At 67.9% G+C, this 25650-nt stretch carries 22 protein-coding genes; 15 read left to right on the top strand and 7 right to left on the bottom strand.

Annotation, left to right across the window (positions count from 1 at the left end):
* Window positions 1–4: 4 nt before the first annotated feature.
* From CLU95_RS14865 to CLU95_RS14855, 3 genes are all read right to left on the bottom strand, one after another.
* The gene (locus CLU95_RS14865) at window positions 5–1360 is read right to left on the bottom strand and encodes a M20/M25/M40 family metallo-hydrolase (RefSeq protein ID WP_099794225.1); all 1356 of its coding nucleotides are present in this window, start codon (window positions 1358–1360) and stop codon (window positions 5–7) included.
* Window positions 1361–1463: 103 nt separating this feature from the next.
* Window positions 1464–2195 (bottom strand): 16S rRNA (uracil(1498)-N(3))-methyltransferase, encoded by a 732-nt coding sequence (locus CLU95_RS14860; protein ID WP_099794224.1) that lies wholly within the window; start codon window positions 2193–2195, stop codon window positions 1464–1466.
* 79 nt (window positions 2196–2274) lie between these two features.
* Window positions 2275–3372, bottom strand: coding sequence for an aminoglycoside phosphotransferase family protein (locus CLU95_RS14855; protein WP_099794223.1), 1098 nt, complete (start codon window positions 3370–3372; stop codon window positions 2275–2277).
* A gap of 132 nt (window positions 3373–3504) precedes the next feature.
* Here CLU95_RS14855 and CLU95_RS14850 point away from each other — a divergent pair, with 132 nt between their 5' ends.
* From CLU95_RS14850 to rsmA, 3 genes are read left to right on the top strand one after another with little or no spacing between them, the layout of a single operon-like run.
* Window positions 3505–6099: an LPS-assembly protein LptD gene (locus CLU95_RS14850; protein ID WP_099794222.1), complete on the top strand. Its 2595-nt coding sequence runs from the start codon at window positions 3505–3507 to the stop codon at window positions 6097–6099.
* 19 nt (window positions 6100–6118) lie between these two features.
* Window positions 6119–7525 carry a peptidylprolyl isomerase gene (locus CLU95_RS14845; protein ID WP_099794221.1) on the top strand — a complete coding sequence of 469 codons (1407 nt, stop codon included), beginning with the start codon at window positions 6119–6121 and terminating at the stop codon, window positions 7523–7525.
* Between the two features lie 26 nt (window positions 7526–7551).
* Window positions 7552–8319 (top strand): 16S rRNA (adenine(1518)-N(6)/adenine(1519)-N(6))-dimethyltransferase RsmA, encoded by a 768-nt coding sequence (gene rsmA / locus CLU95_RS14840; RefSeq protein WP_099794220.1) that lies wholly within the window; start codon window positions 7552–7554, stop codon window positions 8317–8319.
* A 369-nt stretch (window positions 8320–8688) separates the two neighbouring features.
* On the opposite strand, the gene CLU95_RS14835 is transcribed toward rsmA, so the two are convergent.
* The 3 genes from CLU95_RS14835 to CLU95_RS14825 form a co-directional block, all read right to left on the bottom strand.
* Window positions 8689–9114 carry a barstar family protein gene (locus CLU95_RS14835; RefSeq protein WP_095747788.1) on the bottom strand — a complete coding sequence of 142 codons (426 nt, stop codon included), beginning with the start codon at window positions 9112–9114 and terminating at the stop codon, window positions 8689–8691.
* Between the two features lie 50 nt (window positions 9115–9164).
* On the bottom strand, window positions 9165–9578 hold the full coding sequence (locus tag CLU95_RS14830) for a ribonuclease domain-containing protein (protein ID WP_099794219.1): 414 nt from the start codon (window positions 9576–9578) through the stop codon (window positions 9165–9167).
* Between the two features lie 180 nt (window positions 9579–9758).
* A complete protein-coding gene (locus tag CLU95_RS14825; protein ID WP_099794218.1) occupies window positions 9759–12107 on the bottom strand; it encodes an NADP-dependent malic enzyme in 2349 nt (782 codons plus the stop codon).
* A gap of 175 nt (window positions 12108–12282) precedes the next feature.
* On the opposite strand from CLU95_RS14825, the gene CLU95_RS14820 reads away from it, so the two are divergent.
* The 12 genes from CLU95_RS14820 (at window position 12283) to CLU95_RS14765 (ending at window position 24254) form a co-directional block, all read left to right on the top strand.
* Complete coding sequence (locus tag CLU95_RS14820) at window positions 12283–13332, top strand: SPFH domain-containing protein (protein WP_099794217.1); 1050 nt, start codon at window positions 12283–12285, stop codon at window positions 13330–13332.
* 135 nt (window positions 13333–13467) lie between these two features.
* Entirely contained in the window at window positions 13468–14949 is a 1482-nt protein-coding gene (locus CLU95_RS14815; protein WP_099794216.1) for a DUF4178 domain-containing protein, read from the top strand.
* 63 nt (window positions 14950–15012) lie between these two features.
* Window positions 15013–15231 carry a DUF350 domain-containing protein gene (locus tag CLU95_RS14810; protein ID WP_056574995.1) on the top strand — a complete coding sequence of 73 codons (219 nt, stop codon included), beginning with the start codon at window positions 15013–15015 and terminating at the stop codon, window positions 15229–15231.
* Window positions 15228–16784, top strand: a complete 1557-nt coding sequence (locus CLU95_RS14805) for a polyamine aminopropyltransferase (protein ID WP_180288609.1) — start codon at window positions 15228–15230, stop codon at window positions 16782–16784. Before CLU95_RS14810 ends, CLU95_RS14805 begins: the two co-directional genes overlap by 4 nt.
* Window positions 16785–16791: 7 nt before the next feature.
* A complete protein-coding gene (locus CLU95_RS14800) occupies window positions 16792–18402 on the top strand; it encodes an FAD-dependent oxidoreductase (protein WP_099794215.1) in 1611 nt (536 codons plus the stop codon).
* Window positions 18399–19517, top strand: coding sequence for a saccharopine dehydrogenase family protein (locus CLU95_RS14795; protein WP_099794214.1), 1119 nt, complete (start codon window positions 18399–18401; stop codon window positions 19515–19517). The genes CLU95_RS14800 and CLU95_RS14795 overlap by 4 nt, the downstream gene beginning before the upstream one ends.
* Window positions 19514–19894 (top strand): DoxX-like family protein, encoded by a 381-nt coding sequence (locus CLU95_RS14790; RefSeq protein ID WP_099794213.1) that lies wholly within the window; start codon window positions 19514–19516, stop codon window positions 19892–19894. Before CLU95_RS14795 ends, CLU95_RS14790 begins: the two co-directional genes overlap by 4 nt.
* Window positions 19891–20370 (top strand): DUF2269 family protein, encoded by a 480-nt coding sequence (locus CLU95_RS14785; protein ID WP_099794212.1) that lies wholly within the window; start codon window positions 19891–19893, stop codon window positions 20368–20370. The genes CLU95_RS14790 and CLU95_RS14785 overlap by 4 nt, the downstream gene beginning before the upstream one ends.
* A gap of 69 nt (window positions 20371–20439) precedes the next feature.
* Window positions 20440–21792 (top strand): esterase-like activity of phytase family protein, encoded by a 1353-nt coding sequence (locus CLU95_RS14780; RefSeq protein WP_099794211.1) that lies wholly within the window; start codon window positions 20440–20442, stop codon window positions 21790–21792.
* A gap of 157 nt (window positions 21793–21949) precedes the next feature.
* On the top strand, window positions 21950–22258 hold the full coding sequence (locus CLU95_RS14775; protein ID WP_373668965.1) for a DUF3649 domain-containing protein: 309 nt from the start codon (window positions 21950–21952) through the stop codon (window positions 22256–22258).
* Window positions 22255–23907, top strand: coding sequence for a PepSY-associated TM helix domain-containing protein (locus CLU95_RS14770; RefSeq protein ID WP_099794209.1), 1653 nt, complete (start codon window positions 22255–22257; stop codon window positions 23905–23907). The genes CLU95_RS14775 and CLU95_RS14770 overlap by 4 nt, the downstream gene beginning before the upstream one ends.
* Window positions 23907–24254 carry a DUF3325 domain-containing protein gene (locus tag CLU95_RS14765; RefSeq protein WP_099794208.1) on the top strand — a complete coding sequence of 116 codons (348 nt, stop codon included), beginning with the start codon at window positions 23907–23909 and terminating at the stop codon, window positions 24252–24254. Before CLU95_RS14770 ends, CLU95_RS14765 begins: the two co-directional genes overlap by 1 nt.
* A gap of 1 nt (window position 24255) precedes the next feature.
* Here CLU95_RS14765 and CLU95_RS14760 read toward each other — a convergent pair whose 3' ends face one another.
* Window positions 24256–25647, bottom strand: coding sequence for an aminopeptidase P N-terminal domain-containing protein (locus CLU95_RS14760; RefSeq protein WP_099794207.1), 1392 nt, complete (start codon window positions 25645–25647; stop codon window positions 24256–24258).
* Window positions 25648–25650 lie beyond the last annotated feature (3 nt).

Raw genomic sequence — 25650 nt, 5'->3', positions numbered from 1 at the left:
CAAATTACTTGCTGCGTGCTGCGCGTTTCGGCAGGAGCGCGGGGCTCACACCCTGCACACCGACCAGACCGAGCACGGTGACGAGCGAATTCTGCGCGCCTTTCCATGCATCTGTCACGTCGATCGACTCGGCCAGCGAGTGGAATCCGCCCGACTTGCCGCCGCCGCCGATGATGATGGCCGGGATGCCCAGCGAAATGGGAACGTTCGCATCCGTGCTGCCGCCACGCAACAGCGTCTTGTGGCCAAAAGCACTGTTGGCGCGCGTGGCGGCCTCGACGATCACCGAGTCGGGCGCCGTGCGGCCACCCGGGCGGTCGCCGATGAGCTTGGTGCTCACGCTCAGGCTGCTCACGTTCCAGCGCTTGTTCTCTTCCGCCACGGCCTCGTCGAGCGTGGCGAGGATTTTTTTCTCGGTCTCGAGCAGCGAGGCCATGTCGTCCGAGCGGATGTCGATGGCCATGCGCGCATCGGGCGCGATGGTGTTCACCGACGTGCCGCCGCCCACGGTGCCGACGGTGAACGTGGTCTTGGGGAAGCTGGGCGTGCGCACCTCGGCGATCTTGGCGATGGCGCGGCCCATGCCGTGGATCGCGCTGGGCACCTGGCCGAAGGCGCCGAAGCTGTGGCCGCCCGGGCCCTTGAAGGTGACCTCGTAGCGGTGGCTTGCGGTGCCGAGCACGAGCACGTGGCCGTCGGGCGAGGGCTCGAGGCCGACCATGCCGTCGATGTCGAGGTGGTCGCGGAAGATGGCCTTCATGCCGCGCAGGTTGCCCAGCTCTTCCTCGCCGACGTTGGCGACGATCATCAGGTCGCCCACGGTCTGGATCTTGTTGTCGTTGAGCACCTTGAGCCACGACAGCAGCACCGACAGGCCGCGCGTGTCGTCGCCGATGCCGGGTGCGAAGAGCTTGCCGTCGCGCTCCTTCACCTTCACGTCGGTGCCGGCCGGAAAGACCGTATCGAGGTGCGCCGAGATCAGCAGCTTGGGGCCGTTGCCCGTGCCCTTGCGCAGGCCGACCACGTTGCCTTCGGCGTCGATCTTTGCGTCGGACAGGCCGAGCGCCCTCATGCGCGCCAGGAAGGCTTCGGCGCGCTTCTGTTCCTTGAAGGGCGGCGCCTCGATCTCGGTCAGCGTCTTCAGTTCTTCGACCGTGCGCTCGTGGTCGGCCTTGACCGATTCGAGCAGCTTGCGGATCGCGGGCGAAGCCATGAGCTGGGTGTAGGCCTGGTCGACCGCGGGGCTGACCTGCGCCGGCGTGGGCGCAACGGCCTGGCTCTGGGCGTGGACGACGGGCATTGCGCACAGCGCGGCCAGAACGAGAGGGGCGAGACGAAACGCGCGGGATGAACGAGGCATGAGGGAGCGGTCCTTCCGGGAGGCGGATTGAACAAGGAAATGGAAGCGGCCATTGTTCCGCAGGCGCCTGGTTCGCGCCTCGCGGAAAACCCCCCGGGACGGCTCAGGCGCCGATGAGCGACACCAGCGCGGCGAGCGCTGCGGTTTCGGCGCGCAGCACCCGCGCGCCGAGCGTGGCCGGTGCGAAGCCGCGCGCGATGGCGTCTTGTTCCTCGGTGGCGCTGAGGCCGCCTTCGGGGCCGCTGAGTACGAGCGCCGGTTGCGTGGTGGGTGTCTCTGCGGCCACGGCGGCAACAGCGCGCGTGCCGTCGGCCAGGCTCAGGACGAGGCGCGTCGTCGCGGCGCCGGAGGCGGCAGCGCCGCCGAGCCAGCCCGCAAAAGACTGCACCGGATGAATCACCGGCACGCGGTTGCGTCCGCATTGCTCACAGGCCGCGACGGCAATGGCTTCCCAGTGCGCCCGTTTTTTCTCGGCGCGTTCGCCCGCCAGGCGCAGCACGCCGTGCGCCGTGGCCAGCGGCTGGATGCTGGTCACACCAAGTTCGGTGGCCTTTTCGACCAGCCAGTCCATGCGCTCGTTGGCCGGCATGCCGACCGCGAGGTGCACGGCGCGGGCCGCTTCGCGCTCCACCGCCGTGTGGGCGCCGACCGCCACGGCGACCTCGCTGCGGCCCATGCGCTCGACCGTCGCGGCGTACTCGCCGCCCGCGCCGTCGAACAGGGTGAGGGTGTCGCCGGGCTGCATGCGCAGCACCTGCACATGGCGCGCGGCGCCCGGCGGCAGCGCCAGGCTGGCGCCGGCGGTCAGCGGCACGGAGCAGTGAAAACGGGGCATGCTATGAAATCAGGAGCCGACGGCGCCCGTGGTGCGGGCGCTACAGCGATTTTCTTTTTACGACTTTTTCAGTTTCTCTTCAGACTCGGCCGTAGGCGAAGCCGGTGACGGCCGTGGTGCCCTCGACTTCGTCGATCACGCGCAGCAACGGCTTCAGCTCGATGTAGCGGCTGGCCGTGGCGCGGATGTAGGCAATGAAGCGCGGCGTATCGGCCAGGTAGCGCGGCTTGCCGTCGCGCAGCGTGAGGCGCGCGAAGATGCCGGCGACCTTGAGGTGGCGCTGCAGGCCCATCCATTCGACCGCGCGGTAGAAGGCGCCGAAGTCTTCGTCGACCGGCAGACCGGCCTTGCGCGCGGCGTTCCAGTAGCGGATGGTGATGTCGAGCACGAACTCCTCGTCCCAGCTGAGGAAGGCGTCGCGCATGAGGCTGGCGATGTCGTAGGTGATCGGGCCGTAGACCGCGTCCTGGAAGTCGAGCACGCCCAGCGGCTGGCCGGCATCGCTGCCCACCATGAGGTTGCGCGGCATGAAATCGCGGTGCACGTACACGCTCGGCGACGCGAGGTTGTTCTCGACGATCAGCGCGAAGGCGCGGTCCAGCCGCTCCTTCAGCTGGCCTTCGACGGCCACGCCGCGGTGTTTGCCGATGTACCACTCGGGAAAGAGCGCCAGTTCGCGCTCGAGCAGCGCCCGGTCGTAAGGCGGCAGCACGCCGGGTTTGGAGGCCAGCTGCCAGCGGATCAGCGCATCGATGGCCTGGTCGTAGAGCGGCCGGTTGGCGTCGGGATGGGCCGGGTCGATCACGTCGAGCATGGTCTGGCGGCCCAGGTCGTCGAGGAGCAAAAAACCGTGGTCGCGGTCCCATTCGAGCACCTGCGGCGCGGTCACGCCGGCCTCGGTCATCAGCTGTGCCACCTGCACGAAGGGGGCGCTGTTTTCCTTGTCGGGCGGGGCGTCCATCACGATGCGCGTGCCGCCGTCGGTGGTGTCCAGGCGGAAGTAGCGGCGGAAGCTGGCGTCGGCCGAGGCCAGCCGCACGGTGTCCGGGCGCAGCTGCCGGGTGTCGGCGATGCCGGCCAGCCAGCCCTGGAACGCTTCGGCCCGCTGCGGATCTGTCCAGAGAATGGCCTGGTCGGGGTGTGGGGTCGTGGACGCTGGGGTCGAAGGTGCTGTCATGGATAATCAATTCTACAAATCCGCCTGGCGCGGCATCCCTTCCCAAGGCCGATCCGGCCGGGCGGGGTGGCTGCCGGACCCCGCAACCCGCCGGCTTGCCGCGCCGTCCCGACGATCTTTCGTTCCGAATCGATGCCTACGACCCCACGCGCTGCCTTGCGACGTTCGAGCCCGCCGCTGCCACTGGCCGTGCTGTCGCTGGCGTTGCTGCACGCGCATGGCGCCTTCGCCCAGCAGGCCGGCGTCCTCGACGGACCGCTCACGCTCAAGCGCACGCCGCTGCTCACCGAGACGCTCTCGCCCGTTCAACGCAGCCAGCTGCCCAGCCTGGTCACCGGCGACCGCATTTCCGGCCGCCCCGACCTGGAGACCGTCATCGAGGGCAACGCCACGCTGCGCCGCGGCCCGCTCGCCATCACGGCCGACCGGCTCGAGTACTACCAGCCCGACGACCGCGCCAAGGCCACCGGCAATGTGCGGGTCAACCAGGCCGGCAACGTGTACGAAGGCCCCGAGCTCGAACTCAAGCTCGAGACCTTCGAGGGCTTCTTCAACAACGTGCGCTACCGCTTCCTCGCGACCGGCGGCCACGGCGAGGCCGAGCGCATCGACTTCGTCGACTCCAACGTGTCCATCGCGCGGCGCGCCAGCTACACCACCTGCCGCCGCGAAGACTTCCCCGGCTGGATGCCGGCCTGGCTGCTGACCGCCGCCACGCTGACCACCGACACCGAGGAAAACGAAGGTGTCGCCATCGATGCGCGCATGAGCTTCATGGGCATCACGACGCCGCCGATTCCGCGCGTGACCTTCCCGCTGTCGAACGAGCGCAAGAGCGGCCTGCTGCCGCCCACCATCGGGCTGGACAACACCAACGGTTTCGAGGTCGCGCAGCCCTACTACTGGAACATCGCGCCCAACCGCGATGCCACCTTCACGCCCACGCTGATGAGCAAGCGCGGGCTCAACCTGGCCAATGAATTCCGCTACCTCGAGAAGGACTACAGCGGCAGCATCCGCCTGGACCTGATGGGCAGCGACCGTCTCGTGGGCCAGCGTTACAACGAGGCGCGCGCCGAGCAGCTGCAGAAGCTGAACAACGGCGAGATCGCGCTCAAGGACCTGAACTTCGGCAAGCCGCCCGACAGCAGCAAGCGCTGGGGCCTGTGGCTCAACCATCACCACGACTTCGACGCCAAGGCGCTGGGGCTGGATTCGATGTCCGCCAACGTCAACATCAACCGCGTCAGCGACAACGACTACTGGCGCGACTTCACGCGCACGCCGACGCTGGCGCAGCGTCAGCTGCCGAGCGAGGGTTCGCTGAACTGGACCAAGGGCGACTGGAGCGGCGCCGTGCGCGCCCTGCGCTATCAGACGCTGCAGTACAACCTGTCGCCGGTCGTGCCGTCGTATGACCGCGTGCCGCAGATCACGGCCAACTACGCCAAGTACGACTGGCACGGTTTCGACGTCTCGCTGAACACCGACTACTCGCGCTTTCGCGTCAACAGCATCCTGGCCGGCCAGCCCGGCTTCGACCTCAATCAGCAGTCGCAGCCCGATGGCGACCGTGTGTTCGCGCAGGCGGCGATCAGCCGGCCGTTCCTCACGCCGAGTTCGTTCGTCATTCCCAAGCTGCAGTTGCACGCGACCTCGTACAACTACTACCTGCCGCAGTCGTCCATTCCGAAGGTGTCGGTCAATGGCGTCGACTACGTGAACGGGATGCCGTACAACCCGAGCCAGTTGTACTTCTTCCAGACCTCGTCGAACCGCGTCGTGCCGACCTTCAGCCTCGACAGCGGCCTGGTCTTCGAGCGCGACGCCAACTACTTCGGCCGTGCCTTCCGCCAGACGCTGGAGCCGCGCGCGTACTACGTGTACACGCCGTACCGCAACCAGAGCATGCTGCCGAACTACGATTCGGCGGCCAACGACTTCAGCTTTGCGACCATCTACACCGAGAACGCGTTCTCGGGTGCTGACCGCATCTCGGACACCAACGCGCTCACGCTGGGCGTCACGTCCCGCCTGATCGACCCGGGCACCGGCGTGGAAGCCGTGCGCTTCGGCATCGCGCAGCGCTTCCGTTTTGCCGACCAGAAGGTCACGCTGCCGGGCGTCGCGCCGGTCACCGACCGCACCAGCGACCTGCTGCTGGGCGCCCAGATCAACTGGACGCCCAAGTGGAGCCTGGACACGCTGCTGCAGTACAACCCCGATTCGCGCCGGTCCACGCGCAGTGCGATCAGCGCGCGCTACAACCCGGGGCCGTACCGCAACCTCAGCGCCGCCTTCCGCTACCAGGCACCGAGCACGCCCACGGCCACCGACGGCAACAAGTCGATCGACTTCGGCTGGCAATGGCCGCTCAACGACCTGTGGGGCGACAAGGGCAACAAGGACCTCGGTCCGGGCAAGGGCGAAGGCGGTGGACGCTGGTACGCCGTGGGTCGCCTGAACTACAGCCTGCAGGACAAGAAGCTCACGGACGGCGTGCTCGGGGTCGAGTACGACGGTTGCTGCTGGATCAGCCGCGTGGTGTTGCAGCGCATCACCACCGGCCAGGTGACGGCCAACACCCGCATCATGTTCCAGCTCGAATTCGTCGGTTTCTCCAGCATCGGATCGAGCCCGATGCAGGCCTTGCGGCAGAACATCCAACGCTACCAGCCGCTGCGTCAACCGACCGAAGCCCCGAGCCGCTTCACCAATTACGACTGAAACGACGACCGTTCACGCCATGAAACACATCCGTTCCCTCATCACCCTGGGTTGCCTTGCGGCCATCGCCGCAACGGCCGGCGCACAGGGCTTTCGTTCCGGCAGCGGCATCACGGACATCATGCGTTCCGGTCCCCGGATCATTCCGCCGGCAGCCCGCCCTGCCGCCGGCCCCGCGGCGGCGCCGGTGCAGCGCTCGGCCGAGTACATCGTGGCGCTGGTCAACTCCGAGCCCATCACCAACACCGAGGTGCAGTCGCGTGTCACGCGCCTGATCCGCGAGAACCCGGACGCCGAGCGCGTGCCGCGCGCCGAACTCACGCGCCTCGTGCTGGAGCGCCTGATCACCGAGCGCGCGCAGCTGCAGCTCGCGAAGGAAAACGGCATCAAGGTCGATGACGTGGCGATCGACCAGGCCGAGCAGACCGTGGCGCGCCAGAACGAGATCAGCCTCACCGAGCTGCGCAGCCGCGTCGCGGCCGAAGGCATCTCGCCGCGCGAGTTCCGCAACGACCTGCGCGACCAGTTGCTGCTCACGCGCCTGCGCGACCGCGAGGTCGAGTCGAAGGTCAAGATCAGCGACACCGAGGCCGACGAGTACCTGCGCGACCAGCGCGAAAACGCCGTCAAGAACAACGCGCTGCTCAACCTCAACATCGCCCAGTTGCTGGTGGCCGTGCCCGAGAGCGCCACCGACGCGCAGGTCGCGACCGCACAGAAAAAGGCCACCGACCTCGCACAGCGCGCGCGCAGCGGCGAAGACTTCGCCAAGCTGGTGCGCGAGAACTCCGACTCGCCCGACCGCGCCAACGGCGGCGCGCTCGGCCTGCGCAGCGCCGACCGCTACCCGCCGGCGTTCGTCGACGCCACGCAATCGACCGCGGTGAACGGCATCGCCGGGCCCGTTCGTTCGGGCGCCGGCTTCCACGTGCTCAAGGTGCTGACCAAGGCCCAGGTGGGCTCGTCGGATGCGTCCATCACCCAGACCCAGGTGCGTCACATCCTGCTGATGAACGACCCCAAGCGCACGACCGCGCAGGCGGTGGCGCAGCTGCAGGAATTCAAGCGCCGCGTGCAGGCCGGCACCGCCGACTTCGCCGGCCTGGCGCGCGACAACTCGCAGGACGCGAGCGCCAAGGAAGGCGGCGATCTCGGCTGGTCGCGCCCTGGCCAGTTCGTGCCCGAGTTCGAGGAAGCCATGGACCGGCTCACGCCGGGCCAGATCAGCGACCCCGTGGTGTCGCGCTTCGGCGTCCACCTGATCCAGGTGGTCGGCCGCCGCGAAGCCAAGCTGAGCCAATCGGAGCAGCGCGAAGCCGCGCGTGCCGCGCTGCGCGAACAGCGCGTCGAAGAAGCTTTCACCACCTGGGTGCAGGAAGTGCGCGCGCGCGCCTATGTCGAATTCCGCGAGCCGCCGCAGTCCTGATGGCAGCGGCAGCGTTCTAGGCCGCGATGGCACAACACATTGCAAGAAAGCGGTTCGGACAGCACTTTCTGTCCGACGGCGGGATCATCGACGAGATCGTGCAGGCGATCGCGCCGCAGCCCGGCGATGCGATGGTCGAGATCGGGCCGGGGCTGGCGGCGCTCACGCAGCCGCTGGTCGAGCGGCTCGGCCGCCTCACGGTCATCGAGCTCGACCGCGACCTGGCCAAGCGGCTGCGCGAGCATCCGCAGCTCGAGGTCATCGAGTCCGACGTGCTCAAGGTGGACTTCGCCGAACTCGCGGCCAAGGCCGCGCCGAAGCCGCTGCGCGTGGTCGGCAACCTGCCCTACAACATCTCCACGCCGATCCTGTTCCACCTGCTGGGCTACGCCCACCTGATCGCCGACCAGCACTTCATGCTGCAAAAGGAAGTGATCGACCGCATGGTGGCCAAGCCTGCCACGTCGGACTACAGCCGCCTGAGCGTGATGCTGCAGTGGCGCTACGCCATGGAAAACGTGCTGTTTGTGCCGCCCGAGAGCTTCGATCCGCCGCCGCGTGTCGACAGCGCCGTGGTGCGCATGGTGCCGCTCGCGCAGCCGCCGGCGGTCGACGCGGCGCGGCTCGGCGAGATCGTGCAGGTGGCCTTCAGCCAGCGCCGCAAGATCCTGCGGCACACGCTGGGCAAGTGGCTGGAGACGCACGGCTTCGAAGGGGCGTTCGATCCGCAGCGCCGCGCCGAGGAGGTTCCGGTGGCCGAATACGTCGCACTGGCCCAGGCCGTTCCCCCATGAAAAATGCCCGTCGATGACGGGCATTTTTCTTTTCCAGGGTGCCACCGATCCGGCTTTGCCGGTCGATAGGCGCCGCCCCCGGAAGGGGGTGGCGCAGCGACACGAAGTGCGCGCAGCCTGGGGGCGAGCCTGCTTACGCCGCGGCCAGCCAGTAGCCCGCGTTGAAGGGGCTGCTCATGCGCAGCGCCAGGGGCGACACGTCGACGAGCTTGTCGGTCGGCATTTTCTCGCCGGCCGGCTCGGTGCTGGCGGCGGGAGTGGCCGCGGCGGCTGCCGTGGCGGTGGTGTTGACTTCGATGCCATCGAGGGTTTCAGCGGTGGGCTGAGCCTCGTTCGCCCGTTCTGCTTGGCTGGTAGATGCAGAACGGGCTACAGAAAAGAATAGAAGCAGCGGAACGGGACCTTGCGATCGCCCCAGTAGTCCGAAGCGTCGCGGAAGATGTCGAGCAGTTGCTCGCGTGCTTCCTTGTCGAACTTGGCGTTGGCCGGGATCTGTTCGAGCACGATGACGAAACCAGGCTGCGGGCCCGATTTATGCAACGGGTCGGTCATGCAGTCGTACAGCGCGTCGAAGTTCTTGCCGAAGTGCGCCGGGAAGGTGAACTGCTGGGCAATCAGGTCGAGCACGTCCTGCTTGGTCTGGGCGTTGCCCAGGTTGGCGTACAGGAAGTGCTGGCCGGCCGCGTTGGCGGCATCCTGCAGGTCGTTCACGCGGAACGCGCGGATCGATTGCACGATGTTCGGGCGTACGGCTCGAAGGGATAAGGTCATATCCGCTGGTCTTTCCATAGTCATCATCATCTCGTCGGGGCGCTTCGGGGCGCCGCTCAGGTCGTTGTCATCGCTCATGGCGCAATCCGTCTGAAACTCGCATAGTGGTCCGCCGTGTACCAGCAGGCCTCGGGTGCCGTGCGCTGCTCGCCACCGCAAACGATCCGCCGGGCACCGCGGTTGCGCGCGCCGGGCGTTGGCACCGTGTATTCGCGGTAATGCCCGCGGCGTGCCGCGGGCAAAATGCGTTCGCGATTGCCGAATACCGTGCCGTCTTTGTCGTACCGGAAGGGGCCACCGTCAAGAATGGCCTGGTAGGTTCGCTGGCCCTGGACCGGTAGATCGGTCAGGGCAATCGATGCCTCGGAGGACGTTTTTTCGGCGCCGAACCATCCGCGGGCCTCGGCCCCCGTCGTCAGAGCCACCAGCATCAAGCTGGTGAGCGCAAACTTAGTGACAGAAGACGTGATCGAGGCGTAAGCCGCCATGGGGCACCACAAGAAAAGAGCGGGGGGTTTGAACTGCGCTCAACCTCGGGGTTAACCCGCAAATTCAAGCCCGCGAGTGTGCACCACGCTGGCGAAAATAGCAAGCGACTGCCCAAAGTTTGAGCAGTCGCGGGGACGGAAAGCGACGCCTTAAGTTGGCGTCCACTCTCGCCAAATGGCCTATCTCTCGGCGTTTGCGTCGGCCACTGTCAAGGCTGTCATGTTCACAATGCGGCGAACAGTCGCGCTCGCCGTGAGAATGTGCACAGGTTTGGCCGCGCCGAGCAGAACCGGGCCGATGGCGATGTTGCCGCCGGCCGCGGTCTTGAGCAGGTTGTAAGAAATGTTGGCGGCGTCGATGTTGGGGAACACCAGCAGGTTGGCGTCGCCCGCGAGCGCGCTGTGCGGCATGACGACCGCGCGCTGCTTGCTGTCCAGCGCCACGTCGCCGTGCATTTCACCGTCCACTTCGAGCCAGGGCGCCTGCACGCGCAGCAGGTCGAGCGTGCGGCGCATCTTGATGGCGCTGGGCTCGTTGCTGGTGCCGAAGTTGGAGTGCGACAGCAGCGCGGCCTTCGGCTTGAGGCCGAAGCGCATCATTTCCTCGGCCGCCATGGTCGTGATCTCGGCCAGTTCTTCGGGCGTCGGGTCGTAGTTGACGTGCGTGTCGACCAGGAACACCTGGCGGTCGGGCAGCAGCAGGCCGTTCATGCAGGCGTACACGGGCACGTCCTGCGGGGTGCTGGCGCAACCGCCGGGGCGCTTGCCGATCACCTGGTCGATGTAGTGCAGGTGGATCAGCGTGGTGCCCCAGGTGCCGCAGATCATGCCGTCGACCTCGCCCTTGTGCAGCAGCATGGCGCCGATCAGCGTGAGGCGGCGGCGCATTTCGATCTTGGCGGTCTGCACCGTCTGGCCCTTGCGCTCGGTCATGCGGTGGTAGGTCTGCCAGAAGTCGCGGTAGCGGTGGTCCTGCTCGACGTTGACCACGTCGTAGTCGAGCTCTTCCTTCAGGCGCAGGCCGAACTTTTCGATGCGCTGGGCAATGATGGCCGGGCGGCCGATGAGCGTCGGGCGCGCCAGGCCTTCGTCCACCACGATCTGCGCGGCGCGCAGCACGCGTTCTTCTTCGCCTTCGCAGTACGCCACGCGCTTCTTCGGTGCGCGCTTGGCGGCGTCGAAGATCGGCTTCATGGTGGTGCCCGAGGCGTAGACAAAGCTCTGCAGCTTGTCGCGGTAGGCGTCCATGTCCTTGATCGGGCGCATCGCCACGCCGCTCTCTTCCGCCGCCTTGGCCACGGCCGGCGCGATCTTCATCATCAGGCGCGGATCGAAGGGCTTCGGAATCAGGTACTCGGGGCCGAAGCTCAGCTTTTCACCGACGTAGGCAGCCGCCACGCGCTCGCTCTGCTCGGCCTGAGCCAGTTCGGCAATGGCACGCACCGCAGCGATTTCCATTTCGTCGGTGATGGTGGTGGCGCCCGAGTCGAGCGCGCCGCGGAAGATGTACGGGAAGCACAGGACGTTGTTGACCTGGTTCGGGTAATCGGTGCGGCCCGTGGCCATGATCACGTCGTTGCGCACCGCATGGGCGTCTTCGGGGGCGATCTCGGGGTTCGGGTTGGCCAGCGCGAAGATCACCGGCTTGGGCGCCATCTTCGCGACCATTTCAGGCTTCAGCACGCCGCCGGCCGACAGGCCGAGGAACACGTCGGCACCGGCGATCACTTCCGACAGCTTGCGCATGTCGGTCTTTTGCATGTATTGGCGCTTGTCGTCGTCCATCAGCTCTTCGCGGCCTTCGTAGACCACGCCGGCCAGGTCGGTGACGAACACGTTCTCGCGCTTCAGGCCCACCTTGAGCAGCAGGTTCAGGCAGGCCAGCGCCGCAGCGCCCGCGCCCGAGGTGACCAGCTTCACTTCGCCGATGTCCTTGCCGGCCACCTTCAGGCCGTTCAGCATGGCGGCTGCCACGGTGATGGCCGTGCCGTGCTGGTCGTCGTGGAACACCGGAATCTTCATGCGCTTGCGCAGCTCGCGCTCGACGTAGAAGCAGTCCGGGGCCTTGATGTCTTCGAGGTTGATGGCGCCGAAGGTGGGCTCCAGCGAGGCGATGATCTCGACCAGCTTGACCGGGTCCTTCTCGTCGATTTCGATGTCGAACACGTCGACGCCGGCGAATTTCTTGAAGAGAACGCCCTTGCCTTCCATCACCGGCTTGGAGGCCAGCGGGCCGATGTCGCCCAGGCCCAGCACGGCGGTGCCGTTGCTGATGACGCCGACGAGGTTGCCGCGCGAGGTGTACTTGAAGGCGTTGGCCGGGTCCTTGACGATTTCCTCGCAGGGCGCGGCCACGCCGGGCGAGTAGGCCAGCGACAGGTCGCGCTGGTTGACCATCTGCTTGGTCGCCGCAATGGCGATCTTGCCGGGAACGGGAAACTCGTGGTACTCGAGGGCGGCACGGCGCAACAGGGCGCGCTTGTCTTCCGGGGTAGGGGTCGAAGGGGACGATGCGGTCGAATCGGACATGTGCCGTTGCTCCTGTGGCGCTTCTTCTGGGGGCGCCGATTGTAGACCTCGGTCCATACCGCCCTACGCCACATGGCCGGTGGCAGGCATGACCAAAAGCACGGGGCGCCGTCAAAGCCCTGTGGCAATATGTGCGGCTGGGACAAAACCCGACAACATCTCGAGAGGAACGACCATGGCCCTGATGGATTTCATCAAGAAACAGTTCATCGACATCATCCAGTGGACCGAGTCCGGCGATGGCACGCTGGCCTGGCGTTTCCCGATGGCCGAGATGGAAATCCAGAACGGCGCCTCGCTCACCGTGCGCGAGTCGCAGATGGCGGTGTTCGTCAACGAAGGCCAGGTGGCCGACGTGTTCGGCCCCGGCATGTACAAGCTCACGACGCAGACGCTGCCCGTGCTCACGTACCTGAAGAACTGGGACAAGCTCTTCGAATCCCCCTTCAAGAGCGACGTCTATTTCTTCAGCACGCGCCAGCAGGTTGACCAGAAGTGGGGCACGCCCCAACCGATCACGATCCGCGACAAGGACTTCGGCGCCGTGCGCCTGCGCGCCTTCGGCAACTACAGCTTCCGCATCGGCGATCCGAAGCTGTTTCACACCGAAATCTCCGGCACGCGCGACATCTACTCCGTGGCCGACCTCGACGGCCAGCTGCGCGGGCTGGTGCTGCAGAACATCAGCAACGCCATCGCCTCCAGCGGCCTGCCCTTCCTCGACCTTGCGGCCAACCAGATCCAGTTCGCGACCGCGCTCGCTGCGCAGCTGGTGCCCGAGTTCGAGAAGATCGGCATCAAGCTCGAGAACATCACGGTCCAGAACGTCTCGCTGCCCGAAGAGCTGCAGAAAATTCTCGACCAGAAGATCGGCATGGGCATGGTCGGCAACGACATGGGCAAGTTCATGCAGTACCAGACGGCGCAGGCCATTCCCAAGTTCGCCGAAGGCGCAGCCGGTGGCGGCGGCATCGCGGGCGACGCAATGGGCCTGGGTGCCGGCGTGGCGCTCGGCCAGGTGCTGGCGCAGAACCTCGCACAGGGCCTGAGCCCGAACGCAGCGGCACAGGCTGCGGCCACGACGCAGCAGCCGGCCGTGGCCGTGGTGAGCGCCGCCGACGTGATGACCACGCTCGAGAAGCTCGGCGAACTCAAGACCAAGGGCATCCTCACGCAGGAAGAGTTCGACGCCAAGAAGGCCGAACTGCTCAAGAAGCTGGTCTGACCCCAGGCTTCGCGCGCTTCGTGTCGCTCTTCCCCGCTCCTTGCAGGGGGCGATGCCTGCGGGCCGGCGTAGCCGGTGCCGCGGTGGTGTCTCCCGCCTCGTTCGTTGTTGCTGTCGTGTCTTCTGCTGTGTGCCATGGCTGAGGAAACCGGCTCCCAACGCTACTACCGCGCGCCCTGCCCCGGCTGCGGCGCGCCGGTCGAATTCCGCTCGGCGCAATCGACGCACGCGGTCTGCCCGTACTGCCAGAGCACCGTCGTGCGCCAGGGCGACACGCTCGCGCGCACCGGCAAGATGGCCGAGCTGTTCGACGACTTCAGCCCGCTGCAGTTGTTCGCCGCCGGCCGCATCCAGGACAAGCCCTTCACGCTGATCGGCCGCCTGCAGTACACCTATCCCGGTGGCCGCTGGACCGAGTGGATCGCTGCACTCGACGGCGACCGCACCGGTGTGCTCAGCGAGGACAACGGCGCCTACGTTTTTGCGCTGCCCTTCGACCTGCAGCGCGCCGCGCCGCCGCCGGGCGACCTGCGCGTGGGCGCCACCACCGCCTTCGCCGGCCAGAGCTACACCGTCGCTTCCAACGAGCAGGTGGCGCTGACCTCCGCGCAGGGCGAGTTGCCGCACCTGCCCGAGCTCGGCAAGCCGTTCGCGATGGTCGAGCTGCGCAACGACAAGGGGCTGGTGCTCAGCATCGACTACGGCACGCAGCCGCCGCAGGCCTCTCTCGGCCGCTCGGTACAACTCGACGATCTGCAGCTCACCGGCCTGCGCGACGAATCCGCGAAGGACGAAAAAGGCCGCAGCTTCAACTGCCCCAACTGCGGCTCGCCCGTCTCGGTCAACCTGGCCGACAGCAAGAGCATCACCTGCGGCAACTGCCACAGCATCATCGACCTGTCGCAAGGCATCGGCGGCGAGCTGAAGCACGCCGCGCAGAACGAGCCGGTGCGCCCGCTCATCGCGTTGGGCAGCGTGGGCCAGCTGCAGGGCGCGCAGTGGCAGGTGGTGGGCTTCCAGCACCGCATGGGCCAGGAGCCCGGCGACGACGAGCAGTTCGGCTGGGACGAGTACCTGCTCTACAACAAGAAGCGCGGCTTCAGCTTCCTGGTCGATGCTGAAGACGGCTGGAGCATGGTCAAGCCGACCACCGGCGCGCCCGTGATGGCCGAGAACGGCACCACCGCCACCTACCTCAACAAGCGCTACCAGCAGCAGTACGCCTACAACGCCGAGACCACCTACGTGGCCGGCGAGTTCTACTGGCAGGTCGAGCGCGGGCAGAAAACCTTCAACCGCGATTTCGCCAGTGGCGGTGCGCTGCTCTCGATGGAGCGCTCGGCCAACGAGCTGACCTGGTCCTCGGGCAGCAAGATCGACAGCGGCGCCGTGGCCACGGCCTTCAAGCTCGACGCCAAGAAAGACCTGTTCTCGCGCGGCGACGCGCTGCCCGTGAGCGCCGCGTCCGGCATGGGCTGCGGCACGATCATCCTCGTCATCGTGGTCATCATCTTCGTGCTGATCCTGATGAGCACCTGCAGCGGCGGCTCCTCGAGCGGCTACCGCAGCTCGGGCGGTTCGTATGGCGGCTATTCGAGCGGCGGCGGCCACAAATGACGAAGATCGCGCGCAGGCGTTGCGCTCTTGTTTCTCTCTTTATTGCTACGACTGGAGGTCCCCATGGGAATTGAATGGCTGAAACCGGGCGTGGTCCTCGGATCGCTCGTGTATGCGCTGATCGGCGTGGTGGTCTTCTGGATCTGCTTCTTGATCATCGACAAGATCACTCCCTATGACCTGTGGGGCGAGATCGTCGAGAAGCAGAACATGGCGCTGGCCCTGGTCGTGGCCGCCATGAGCCTCGGCATCAGCGTCATCGTCGCTGCAGCAATCCATTGAGCGACGCGGCCCTGCCCGCGCGCCCCCCGGAGGCGCGGGGGCCGCAACCCGTCGAGATCGCGCTGCTCGCCAGCGTGTTCGTGGTCGCCGCGTGCGGCCTGGTCTATGAACTGAGCGCAGCCGCGCTGAGCTCTTACCTGCTCGGCGACTCGGTGCTGCAGTTCAGCACCATCATCGGCACCTACCTGTTCGCCATGGGCGTGGGCTCATGGCTCTCGCGCTACTTCGACCGGCAGCTGCCGGCGCACTTCCTTCGCATCGAACTGCTCGTGGCGCTGATCGGTGGCGCGCTGCCGGCGATCCTGTTCCTGGCCAATGCCTATGTGCCGGGCGCGTTCCGGCTGCTGCTGTACGGTCTCGTGGTGGTGGTGGGCACGCTGGTGGGGCTGGAGATTCCGCTGGTGATGCGCATCCTCAAGCGCAACATCGTGCTCAAGGACCTCGTGTCGCAGGTGCTGACCTTCGACTACCTGGGTGCGCTCGCCGTGTCGGTCGCGTTCCCGCTGATCCTTGTGCCGCAGCTCGGCATGATCCGCACCGGCCTGCTGTTCGGCGTGATGAACGCCGCGGTGGCCGTGTGGGCGCTGTGGCTGTTCCGCCATGAACTGCGCCGCGCCGGCGCGCATGCGGTGGCCTGCTTTTTGACGCTGGCCGCGCTCATCGGCGCCTTCTGGGGCGCCGACCACATCACCACGCTGGCGGAAGACAAGTTCTACCAGGACCACATCGTCTTCAGCGCCAGCTCGCCCTACCAGCGCATCGTGGTCACGCGCGGCGCGCTGGGCCACCGGCTGTTCCTCAACGGCAACCTGCAGTTCGCCGAGCGCGACGAGTACCGCTACCACGAGGCGCTGGTGCACCCCGCGATGGCCGCGCACGGCGCGCCGAAGAAAGTCGCCGTGCTCGGCGGCGGCGACGGCATGGCGGTGCGTGAAGTTCTCAAGTACCCCTCGGTCGAGTCGGTCACGCTGGTCGAGCTCGACCCGAACATGACGCAGCTCTTCACCACGCACGAGACGCTGGCCGCGCTCAACGGGCACGCGCTCTCGTCGCCGAAGGTGAAGATCGTCAACACCGACGCGTTCCAGTGGCTGCAGCAGGAGGGCGACACCTTCGACGTCATCGTGGTCGACTTTCCGGACCCGACCAACTTCGCCATCGGCAAGCTCTACACCAACAGCTTCTATGCGCTGCTCGACCGACGTCTGTCGGCCAGCGGCTACGCGGTGATCCAGACCACCTCGCCGCTGGTGGCGCGCAAGAGCTACTGGACCGTGGCGACCACCATCGAGTCGGTCGGCCTGAAGGCCACGCCGTACCACGCGCACGTGCCGAGCTTCGGCGAATGGGGCTACATCATCGCGAGCCACCGGCCCTACCGGCTGCCCGATGCGCTGCCGGGCGGCATGCGCTTCCTCACGCCGGCGACGCTGCCCCTGATGTTCGACTTTCCGCTCGACATGGCGCGCGTGCCGACCGAAGTGAACCGCCTGTCGAACCAGACCCTCGTCACCACTTACGAACAGGAGTGGGGCAAGGTCATGGCGCACTAGCCGCGCCATGCAACGGCGCGACTTCCTCGGCGTGGCGGGTGCGGCGGGCGCCCTGGCGCTGGCTGGCTGCGAAGCTCCGCCGCCACCCATCGAAGGCGGCTTCACCGGTGTCGATGTCGCACGCGGCCATGCGATGCGCGACGGTGCACTCAGGTCGCAGGCCCCGGCCATCGTCAAGCGCACCCGCGTCGTCATCGCAGGCGGTGGCGTCGCCGGCCTCGCGGCCGCACGCGCGCTGCGCCTCGCGGGCATCGACGACTTCGCACTGCTCGAACTCGAAGACACCGCCGGCGGCAACGCGCGCGGCGGCTCGGTCGGCGGCATTGCCTGCCCGCTCGGCGCGCACTATTTGCCCACGCCCGGCGACGATGCGCACGAGGTGCAGGACCTGCTCGAAGAACTCGGCCTGCGCCGCCGCGTGGCGGGCCGCTGGACCTACGACGAACGCCACCTCTGCCACAGCCCGCAGGAGCGCCTGTTCTTTCGCGGCGAGTGGCAGGACGGGCTGCTGCCCGTGCACGACGTCGGCGATGCCACGCACGCGCAATACCGCCGCTTCGCACAGCGCATCGACGCGCTGCAGCACGCCGCGCACTTCGCCATTCCCACGCTGCGCTTCGCCGTCACGCCCGAACTGCTCGCGCTCGACGCCGTGCCCTTCGCGGGCTGGCTCGACCGTGAAGGCTTCGACGACGCCCACCTGCGCTGGTACCTCGACTACTGCTGCCGCGACGACTACGGCGCCGGCATCGCACAGGTGTCGGCTTGGGCCGGCATCCACTACTTTGCAAGCCGGCACGGCTTTCATGCGCCCGGCGACGCGAGCGGCAGCGTCAACGACAGCAACCCCGATCGCGATGGCGTGCTCACCTGGCCCGAAGGCAACGGCTGGCTCACGAAGCAGCTGGCCGCACCGCTGGGCGAGCGCCTGCACACCGGCCAGGTCGTCACGCGCATCGCCGAAGGGCGCGGCGGCGTCGAGGTCGATGCGTGGGATGCCGCCTCGAAATCGATGGTGCGCTGGCAGGCCGAGCGCTGCATCGTCGCGCTGCCCGTCTTCATCGCCGCGCGCGTGGTCGAGAACCCGCCGGCGCTGTTGACCAGCGCCGCCGCGCATGTGCGCTACGCGCCGTGGCTGGTCGCCAACGTGCACCTGCGCGGGCCGCTGGCCGACCGCGTCGGCGCCGCGCCGAGCTGGGACAACGTGATCTACGGCACGCGCGGCCTCGGGTATGTCGATGCGCGCCACCAGACGCTCGACCCCGCGCCGCGCGGCACGGTGCTCAGCTGGTACCGCCCGCTGGGCCCGAGCAGCTACGACACCGGCGACGGCCGGCAGCTGCTGCTCGAGCGCCCGTGGACCGCATGGCGTGACGAGCTGCTGGCCGAGCTGTCCGTGCCGCACCCTGACCTGCCCGCGCTCGCCACGCGCGTCGAGGTCACGCGCTACGGCCACGCCATGTCGATCCCGCGCCCCGGGCTGCTCGCGCAGATCGGCGCGCACGGCGACCGCGTGGCCGCGGGCCGGCTGTCGTTTGCGCACGCGGACTGGTCGGGCTATTCGATCTTCGAGGAAGCGTTCACACGCGGCCACATCGCCGGAGCGAATCTCGCATGAAGACGCTGGTGCTCGGCGGCTACGGCAACTTCGGCGCGCGCATCAGCCGCGCGCTGGCGCAGGACGCGGACATCGCGCTGTACGTCGGCGGGCGCGACCTCGAACGGGCCACGGCGTTTGCGCAAACGCTGCGCGGCAATGCGCGCGGTGTCCGCGTCGATGCGCAGTCGCCCGATCTCGCGCAGGGGCTGGGCTTCCTGGGCGTGGACTTGGTCATTCACACCGCCGGCCCGTTCCAGGGCCAGGACTACCGCGTGCCGCAGGCCGTGGCGGCCGCCGGCGCGCACTACATCGACCTGGCCGACGGCCGGCGCTTCGTCTGCGACTTTCCCGCCGCGATGGACGCCGCTTTCCGCAGCGCAGGCCGCACCGCCGTGGCCGGCGCCAGCACCGTGCCCGCGCTGTCGTCGGCGGTGGTCGATCACCTCGCTGCCGGCTGGCAAAGCCTGCGCAGCATCGACATCTGCATCGCGCCGGCACAAGGCGCACCGCGCGGCGAAGCCACGCTCGCGGGCGTGCTCGCCTACTGCGGCGCGCCGATCCGCGTCTGGCAGGGCGGCCGATGGACCGAGCAGCCCGGCTGGGCCCATCCCGCGAAGGTGCAGTTCGCCCGCATGAAGCCGCGCCGCGGCGCCCTGTGCGACATCCCCGATCTCGAACTCTTCCCCGCGTGCTACGCCGGCGTGCAGTCGGTCATGTTCCGCGCAGCGCTCGAAGTCGGCCTGACCCAGCACGCCTTCGCCTTCCTGGCCTTCTTGCGCCGCGTGGGATTGCTGCGTGCACCGCAGAAGCTGGCGCCGTTGCTGCACGCGACGGGCGGCGTGTTCGACGCGTTCGGCACCGCGCTGGGCGGCATGGTGGTGCGCATCGAAGGCATCGATGCGCAGGGTGCCGTCGCACGGCGTGCGTGGCACATCGCCGCCGACGACAACCACGGCCCCGAGATTCCCTGCATGGCCGCCATCCTGCTGGCGCGCCGGCTCGCGCGCGGCGAGGCGTTGCCGGCGGGCGCGCATGCCTGTGCCGGGCTGCTCACGCTGCCCGAGTTCGACCCCGAGTTCGCGCGCTGGGGCATGGTGACGGATGTGATCGACGAAGCGGCGTCCACGCCATGACACGCCCTGCTGCCAACGACGATCGCCTGCTGCGCCTGAGCCTCGTCGCCGTCTGGCTCTTCACCGCCGTCGCCAGCATCCTCGAGCTCGACGGCCAGAGCCGCCGCGTACTCACCGACGCAGGCATCGCCTCGCCGCCGTGGCTGGTGCAGTCGTTGATCGTCGGCGGCGCGGCTGCCGATCTCGCGATCGGCCTGGCGCTGTGGCTGCGACCCGGTCGCACCGTCTACCTCGCCGCCTTCGCGCTGATGCTCGCCATGACGCTCGTGGCAACGGTGCTGCAGCCAAGCCTGTGGCTGCATCCGCTCGGCCCGTTGCTCAAGAACCTGCCCATTGCCGCGCTGCTCTGGCACCTGTACCGACGCGCCACGCCATGAACACCTACCTCGTCCTCAAGTGGCTGCACATCGTCTCCAGCGTGCTGATGGTCGGCACGGGGCTGGGGTCGGCCTTCTACATGTTCTTTGCCAACCGCAGCGGCAGCGTGCCGGCGCAGGCGGTGGTGAGCCGGCTGGTGGTGCGGGCCGACTGGTGGTTCACCACGCCGACCGTCATCCTGCAGCCGGTCACCGGCTTCGCGCTGGCGCACATGGCGGGCTGGCCGCTGGCGACGCCGTGGCTTGCGCTGTCGCTGGGGCTCTTCGTGTTCGCGGGGCTGTGCTGGTTGCCGGTGGTGTGGCTGCAGATTCGCATGGCGGCCCTCGCGGCGCAGGCACACCGTGACGCGATGCCGCTGCCGTCGCTGTATCTGCGCTATCAGCGCTACTGGGAGCTGCTGGGCTATCCGGCCTTCGTGGCGATGGCCATCGTGTTCTGGTTGATGGTGAACAAGCCGCAGCTGTCGCTCTTCTGAGCGGATGTCACGGCGGCGTCACGCCTGCCCGGCAAGGTCTCGCGTTTTCGACTGAAAGCTTTTTCGCTCATGACGCGCTTCGCTTCCCTCTCTTTGATCGCCCTGGCCGCTGCCTTCGCCTGCGGGGGCGCCGCCGCCCAGACCGCCTTCCCCGCCACGCTCGCCGGCCATGCCGTGCTGCCCGCGCAAAGCTTCGTCGCCGCACCGAAGGACGCGCCGGCCGACCTGCAGGTCAGCGGCAAGTTCACCTCGGGCAAGCGCGTCGAGGCGCTGGGCACGGTCGAAGGCCTCTCGGCCGGCCGCGGCACCGGCGTGTCGGTTCCGTTCAAGGGCCAGCCGCTGCAGGGCCACTCGGGCATCAAGAAGATGGACGACGGCTCGTTCTGGGTGCTCACCGACAACGGCGCCGGCGCGAAGGCCAACTCGCCCGACTTCATGCTCTACCTGAACCACTACAAGGTGGACTTCAAGAGCGGCAAGTTCAACCGCCTGAACACGATCTTCCTGCACGACCCCGACAAGAAGGTGCCGTTTCGCATCGTCCATGAAGGCACGAAGCAGCGCTACCTGACGGGCTCCGACTTCGACCCCGAGAGCTTCCAGTTCGCCGGCGGCGCGCTGTGGATCGGCGAGGAGTTCGGTCCCTTCCTCATCAAGGCCGACCTCAAGGGCAAGGTGCTCGCCGTGTTCGACACGCAGGTGGACGGCAAGGCCGTGCGCTCGCCCGACCATCCGGCCGTGACCACGCCGGGCGCACCGGGTGGCGCGGTCGATTTCCAGATCAAGCGCTCGAAGGGCTTCGAAGGCATGGCCTCGTCGAAGGACGGCAGCAAGCTCTACGCGCTGCTCGAAGGCCCGGTGTGGAACGCCGAGACGAAGGACTACGAAAAGCTCGACGGCAAGGAAGCGCTGCGCGTGCTGGAGTTCGACGTGGCCACCGAAAAATGGACGGGGCGTCATTGGAAATACGTGCTCGAAGCCAACGGCCATGCCATCGGCGACTTCAACATGATCGACGGCACCACGGGCCTCATCATCGAGCGCGACAACGGCGAAGGCACGTCTGACAAGGCCTGCCCCGAAGGCCAGAAGCGCGCCGACTGCTTCCACGACATCGCCAAGTTCAAGCGCGTCTACAAGGTCGAGCTGAACGATGCGAACGTGGGCGGCGCGGTGCGCAAGATCGGCTATATCGACCTGCTGAACATCGCCGACCCGAACAAGCTCGCGCGCAAGCCGCTGAACGACGGCGTGCTCAAGTTCCCGTTCTTCACCATCGAGAACGTCGACGTGGTCGACGCCACGCACATCGTGGTCGGCAACGACAACAACCTGCCCTTCTCGAGCAGCCGCGAGCCGAACAAGGCCGACGACAACGAGCTGGTGCTGCTCGAAGCCGGCGCGCTGCTGCAGGCGAAGTAAGGCGCACGGCGGCGCCCGCCGTTCAAGGCCCCGCTCGCGGGATGGGCGGGGGGCGAGAAAAACCCAGAAGATGAGTATGATTCTCATTCTCCAGGTTTTCCCTCTCCCTCTGTCCCATGAATTTCCGAACGACCTTGCACGTCGTCCGGCGCTCGTCGTGAGCGCCGGCGTCCGTTACCGGATGAGCGTGGCGTCGCGGGCCGTCGCTGCCATCGCGGGCGGCTACGGCGTCGCCGCGCTGTCGGCCGCCGTGCTCGCGCTGGGCCTGCCCGCCCTCTTCGACATGGCGCGCAGCGAAGCCGCGCTGACCGGCACGCTGGCCTCTTTCCTCGTCTACGCCGTGGCCGTGATGTGGGTCTTTGCGGCCCGCTCGGCGTGGCGCGCCTGGACCGGCCTCGCCCTCGCGGCGGCGCTGCAGGGCCTGCTGTTGCTGCTGTGGACCCAGGGCGGCGGAGGTGCCGCATGAAGGACGGTTTCCGCCAGTCGATGGCCTGGCTGCACACCTGGTCGGGCCTCTTGGTCGGCTGGGTGCTCTTCATGGTGTTCGCGGCCGGCACGGCGTCGTACTTCAAGGACGAGATCACCTTCTGGATGAAGCCGGAGCTGCACGCGGTGACGCCCGGCAGCGTGGCCCAGCCGGTCGCCGCCGAGAACGCGGTGGCCTACCTGGAGCGCAACGCGGGCAATGCGGCGCGCTGGTTCATCACGCTGCCGACCGCGCGCGAGCCCTCGGTCAGCCTGCTGTGGCTCAAGCCCCCGCCGCCGCCCGGTTCGCCGCCGGTGGAGCGGCGCCGCAGCTTCGACCGTGCTGCGCTCGATCCGGCCACGGGCCAGGCGATCACCGCGCCACGCGAGACGCGCGGCGGCGAGTTCTTCTACCGCCTGCATTTCGACCTGCACTACATGCCCGCGATCTGGGCACGCTGGATCGTCGGCTTCTGCGCGATGTTCATGCTGGTGGCCATCGTCAGCGGCATCGTCACGCACAAGCGCATCTTCAAGGACTTCTTCACCTTCCGTCCGAAGAAGGGCCAGCGCTCGTGGCTCGACGCGCACAACGTCACCGCCGTGCTCGCGCTGCCGTACCACGCCATGATCACCTACACCGGGCTGGTCACGCTGATGTTCATGTACATGCCGTGGGGGCCGCAGGTGGCCTACAAGGCGCACGGTGGCAACGACACCTTCTTCGCCGAGGCCTTCCCGGGCGGCGTGCGCACGCAGATCAAGCCCTCGGGCGCGAAGGCTGCGCTGGCGCCCCTCGCGCCCATGGTCGCGCAGGCCACGGCCCACTGGGACGGCGCGCCCGTCGGCCGCATCGTGGTGCACCAGCCGAACGACGCCAACGCCGTGGTATCGCTCGCGCGGGCCGAGGGCTGGCACCTGTCGTACGAGCAACCGACGATGCAGTTCAACGGCACGACCGGCGCGCTCATCGGCACCTTCGGCGACGTGCCCAAGGCCGCGGCCGAGACGCGCGGCGTGCTCTACGGCCTGCACATCGGCCGCTTTGCCGATCCGCTGCTGCGCGCGCTGTTCTTCGTGTCGGGCCTGGCGGGCTGCCTGATGGTGGCGACCGGTCTGCTGCTGTGGGCCGTGAAGGAGCGCCAGAAATACGCCAAGACCCTCAAGCAGGGCGGACGCATCGGCTTCGGCCTGCGGCTCGTCGACGGGCTGAACCTCGGCGCGATCGCGGGCCTGCCCGTGGCCATGGCGGCGTTCTTCTGGGCCAACCGCCTGCTGCCGGTCGACGTGGCCGGCCGCAACGAGGCCGAGATCCGCTGGTTCTTCATCGTCTGGGGCGCTACCGTCGTGCTGGGCCTGCTGCGCCCGACCCTGCGCATGTGGCAGGCGCAGCTCGCGCTCGGCGCGCTGCTGTTCGCGCTGCTGCCGGTACTCAATGCCTTCACCGGCCCTGCGCCGCTCACGGTCAGCCTGCGCACGGGGCCGAGTTCGGTGGCGGGCTTCGATCTCGTGGTGATTGCACTCGGCCTGGGGCTCGCGGGGACCACCTGGCTGGTGGAGCGCAAGCGCCGCAAGGCTCTGGCGACGCCCAAGAAGGCCGTCAAGCCGCCACCGCCGACGGAACTTGCTGCATCGGGTCAGGGATCGTGATGCCGCTGCTCGGATTGGTGTTCGCGGCCTCGCTGGCCGGCTTCTGCGCGCTGAGCCTCGCCATGGACCGCCACAGCGAAGACGTCTTCGGCCGCGGCAGCACGCCGGGCGCCTGGCGCCGATGGCTGCAGCTCGGGGGCACTGCATTGCTGTGCCTGTCGCTGTGGGCCAGCCTGGAGGCGGCTGGCGGGTCGGTGGGATGGGTGCTGTGGCTCGGGGCGCTGACTGCGGCGGCGCTGGCGACGGTCGGGCTGCTGAGCGGCTTGCCGCGCCGTTTTCCGCGCATCGCCGCGGGCGCGGCGGTGCTGGCGATCGGGCAGGCGCTGTTCTGCGCGCTGCCCGCCTGACTCACCCTCGCATCAACGCCTCGATCTCATCCGCCTTCACCGGCACCCCCCGCGAAATCAGTTCGCAGCCCGTGGCCGTGACGATCGCGTCGTCCTCGATGCGGATGCCGATGTTGTGGAATTTCTCGGGCACGCCCTCGCCGGGCCGCACGTAGATGCCGGGTTCCAGCGTCAGCACCATGCCCGGGTGCAGGATGCGGCTCGGGCGGTTCTTGATGAGTTCGTTCGACAGCGGATCTTTTCGTTCGCTCACTTCGCCGACCTGCGTGGGTTCGACATAGCTGCCGCAGTCGTGCACGTCCATGCCCAGCCAGTGGCCGGTGCGGTGCATGTAGAACTGGAAGTAGGCGCGCGAATCGATCACGTCGTCGACGCTGCCGACCTTGTTGCCGTCGAGCAGGCCCAGGTCGAGCATGCCCTGCGCGAGCACTTTCACGGCCGCGTCGTGCGGGTCGTTGAAGCGGTTGCCGGCCTTGGTGGCGGCGGCCGAGGCGTCCTGGCTGGCGAGCACCAGGTCGTACAGCGCGCGCTGCGGGCCGCTGAACTTGCCGTCGGCGGGGAAGGTGCGGGTGATGTCGCTGGCGTAGCCGTCGAGCTCGCAGCCGGCGTCGATCAGCACCAGTTCGCCCTGGCGCACGGGCGCGGCGTCGGCGCGGTAGTGCAGCACGCAGGCGTTGGCGCCGGCCGCGACGATGGAGCCGTAGGCCGGGTACTGCGAGCCGCCCAGGCGGAACTCGTGCAGCAGCTCGGCGTCGAGGTGGTACTCGCGCACGTCCTTGCCCTCGCGCAACATGCGCGCCGACAGCTGCATCGCGCGGATGTGGGCGCGGGCGCTGATCTGCGCGGCGCGACGCATGATGTCTTGTTCATGCGCGTCCTTGACCAGGCGCATCTCGTCGAGCGGGCCGCACAGGTCGCGCTGCTCCTCGGGGCACAGCGCGCCGTAGCGCACGCGCGCGCGCACCGACTGCAGCCAGCCGTCGATGCGGGTTTCGAGGCCCTTGTGGGTGGCGAAGGGGAACCACACGGTGGAGCGGTTTTCGAGCAGCTTCGGCAGCTTGGCGTCGAGGTCGTTCACCGAGAAGGCCTCGTCCACGCCCAGCGCGGCGGGGGCGGCGTCGGGGCCGAGGCGGTAGCCGTCCCAGATCTCGCGTTCGAGGTCTTTCGGCGCGCAGAACAGCGTGGCGCGGCCGTCGCCCGCCAGCACCAGCCACGCGTTCGGCTCGGTGAAACCGGTCAGGTAGTAGAAGTAGCTGTCGTGGCGGAACAGGAAGTCGCTGTCGCGGTTGCGCTGGCGCTCGAGTGCGGTCGGGACGATGGCGATGCCGTCCTTGCCCAGTTGCGAAGCGAGGCGCGCGCGGCGCTCGGCGTAGATCGTGGTGTCATTGAGCATGGG

Origin of the sequence: Variovorax sp. 54, from assembly GCF_002754375.1 — a bacterium.
In the GTDB taxonomy this organism is placed as follows: Bacteria; Pseudomonadota; Gammaproteobacteria; order Burkholderiales; family Burkholderiaceae_C; genus Variovorax.
This window is presented reverse-complemented; position numbering and strand designations above follow the sequence as displayed.

Bases quoted from the DNA above. Each gene is read 5' to 3' on its own strand.
- CLU95_RS14865 (WP_099794225.1), bottom strand. From the start codon at position 1,360: ATGCCTCGTTCATCCCGCGCGTTTCGTCTCGCCCCTCTCGTTCTGGCC.
- CLU95_RS14860 (WP_099794224.1), bottom strand. From the start codon at position 2,195: ATGCCCCGTTTTCACTGCTCCGTGCCGCTGACCGCCGGCGCCAGCCTG.
- CLU95_RS14855 (WP_099794223.1), bottom strand. From the start codon at position 3,372: ATGACAGCACCTTCGACCCCAGCGTCCACGACCCCACACCCCGACCAG.
- CLU95_RS14850 (WP_099794222.1), top strand. From the start codon at position 3,505: ATGCCTACGACCCCACGCGCTGCCTTGCGACGTTCGAGCCCGCCGCTG.
- CLU95_RS14845 (WP_099794221.1), top strand. From the start codon at position 6,119: ATGAAACACATCCGTTCCCTCATCACCCTGGGTTGCCTTGCGGCCATC.
- rsmA (WP_099794220.1), top strand. From the start codon at position 7,552: ATGGCACAACACATTGCAAGAAAGCGGTTCGGACAGCACTTTCTGTCC.
- CLU95_RS14835 (WP_095747788.1), bottom strand. From the start codon at position 9,114: ATGACTATGGAAAGACCAGCGGATATGACCTTATCCCTTCGAGCCGTA.
- CLU95_RS14830 (WP_099794219.1), bottom strand. From the start codon at position 9,578: ATGGCGGCTTACGCCTCGATCACGTCTTCTGTCACTAAGTTTGCGCTC.
- CLU95_RS14825 (WP_099794218.1), bottom strand. From the start codon at position 12,107: ATGTCCGATTCGACCGCATCGTCCCCTTCGACCCCTACCCCGGAAGAC.
- CLU95_RS14820 (WP_099794217.1), top strand. From the start codon at position 12,283: ATGGCCCTGATGGATTTCATCAAGAAACAGTTCATCGACATCATCCAG.
- CLU95_RS14815 (WP_099794216.1), top strand. From the start codon at position 13,468: ATGGCTGAGGAAACCGGCTCCCAACGCTACTACCGCGCGCCCTGCCCC.
- CLU95_RS14810 (WP_056574995.1), top strand. From the start codon at position 15,013: ATGGGAATTGAATGGCTGAAACCGGGCGTGGTCCTCGGATCGCTCGTG.
- CLU95_RS14800 (WP_099794215.1), top strand. From the start codon at position 16,792: ATGCAACGGCGCGACTTCCTCGGCGTGGCGGGTGCGGCGGGCGCCCTG.
- CLU95_RS14795 (WP_099794214.1), top strand. From the start codon at position 18,399: ATGAAGACGCTGGTGCTCGGCGGCTACGGCAACTTCGGCGCGCGCATC.
- CLU95_RS14790 (WP_099794213.1), top strand. From the start codon at position 19,514: ATGACACGCCCTGCTGCCAACGACGATCGCCTGCTGCGCCTGAGCCTC.
- CLU95_RS14785 (WP_099794212.1), top strand. From the start codon at position 19,891: ATGAACACCTACCTCGTCCTCAAGTGGCTGCACATCGTCTCCAGCGTG.
- CLU95_RS14780 (WP_099794211.1), top strand. From the start codon at position 20,440: ATGACGCGCTTCGCTTCCCTCTCTTTGATCGCCCTGGCCGCTGCCTTC.
- CLU95_RS14770 (WP_099794209.1), top strand. From the start codon at position 22,255: ATGAAGGACGGTTTCCGCCAGTCGATGGCCTGGCTGCACACCTGGTCG.
- CLU95_RS14765 (WP_099794208.1), top strand. From the start codon at position 23,907: ATGCCGCTGCTCGGATTGGTGTTCGCGGCCTCGCTGGCCGGCTTCTGC.
- CLU95_RS14760 (WP_099794207.1), bottom strand. From the start codon at position 25,647: ATGCTCAATGACACCACGATCTACGCCGAGCGCCGCGCGCGCCTCGCT.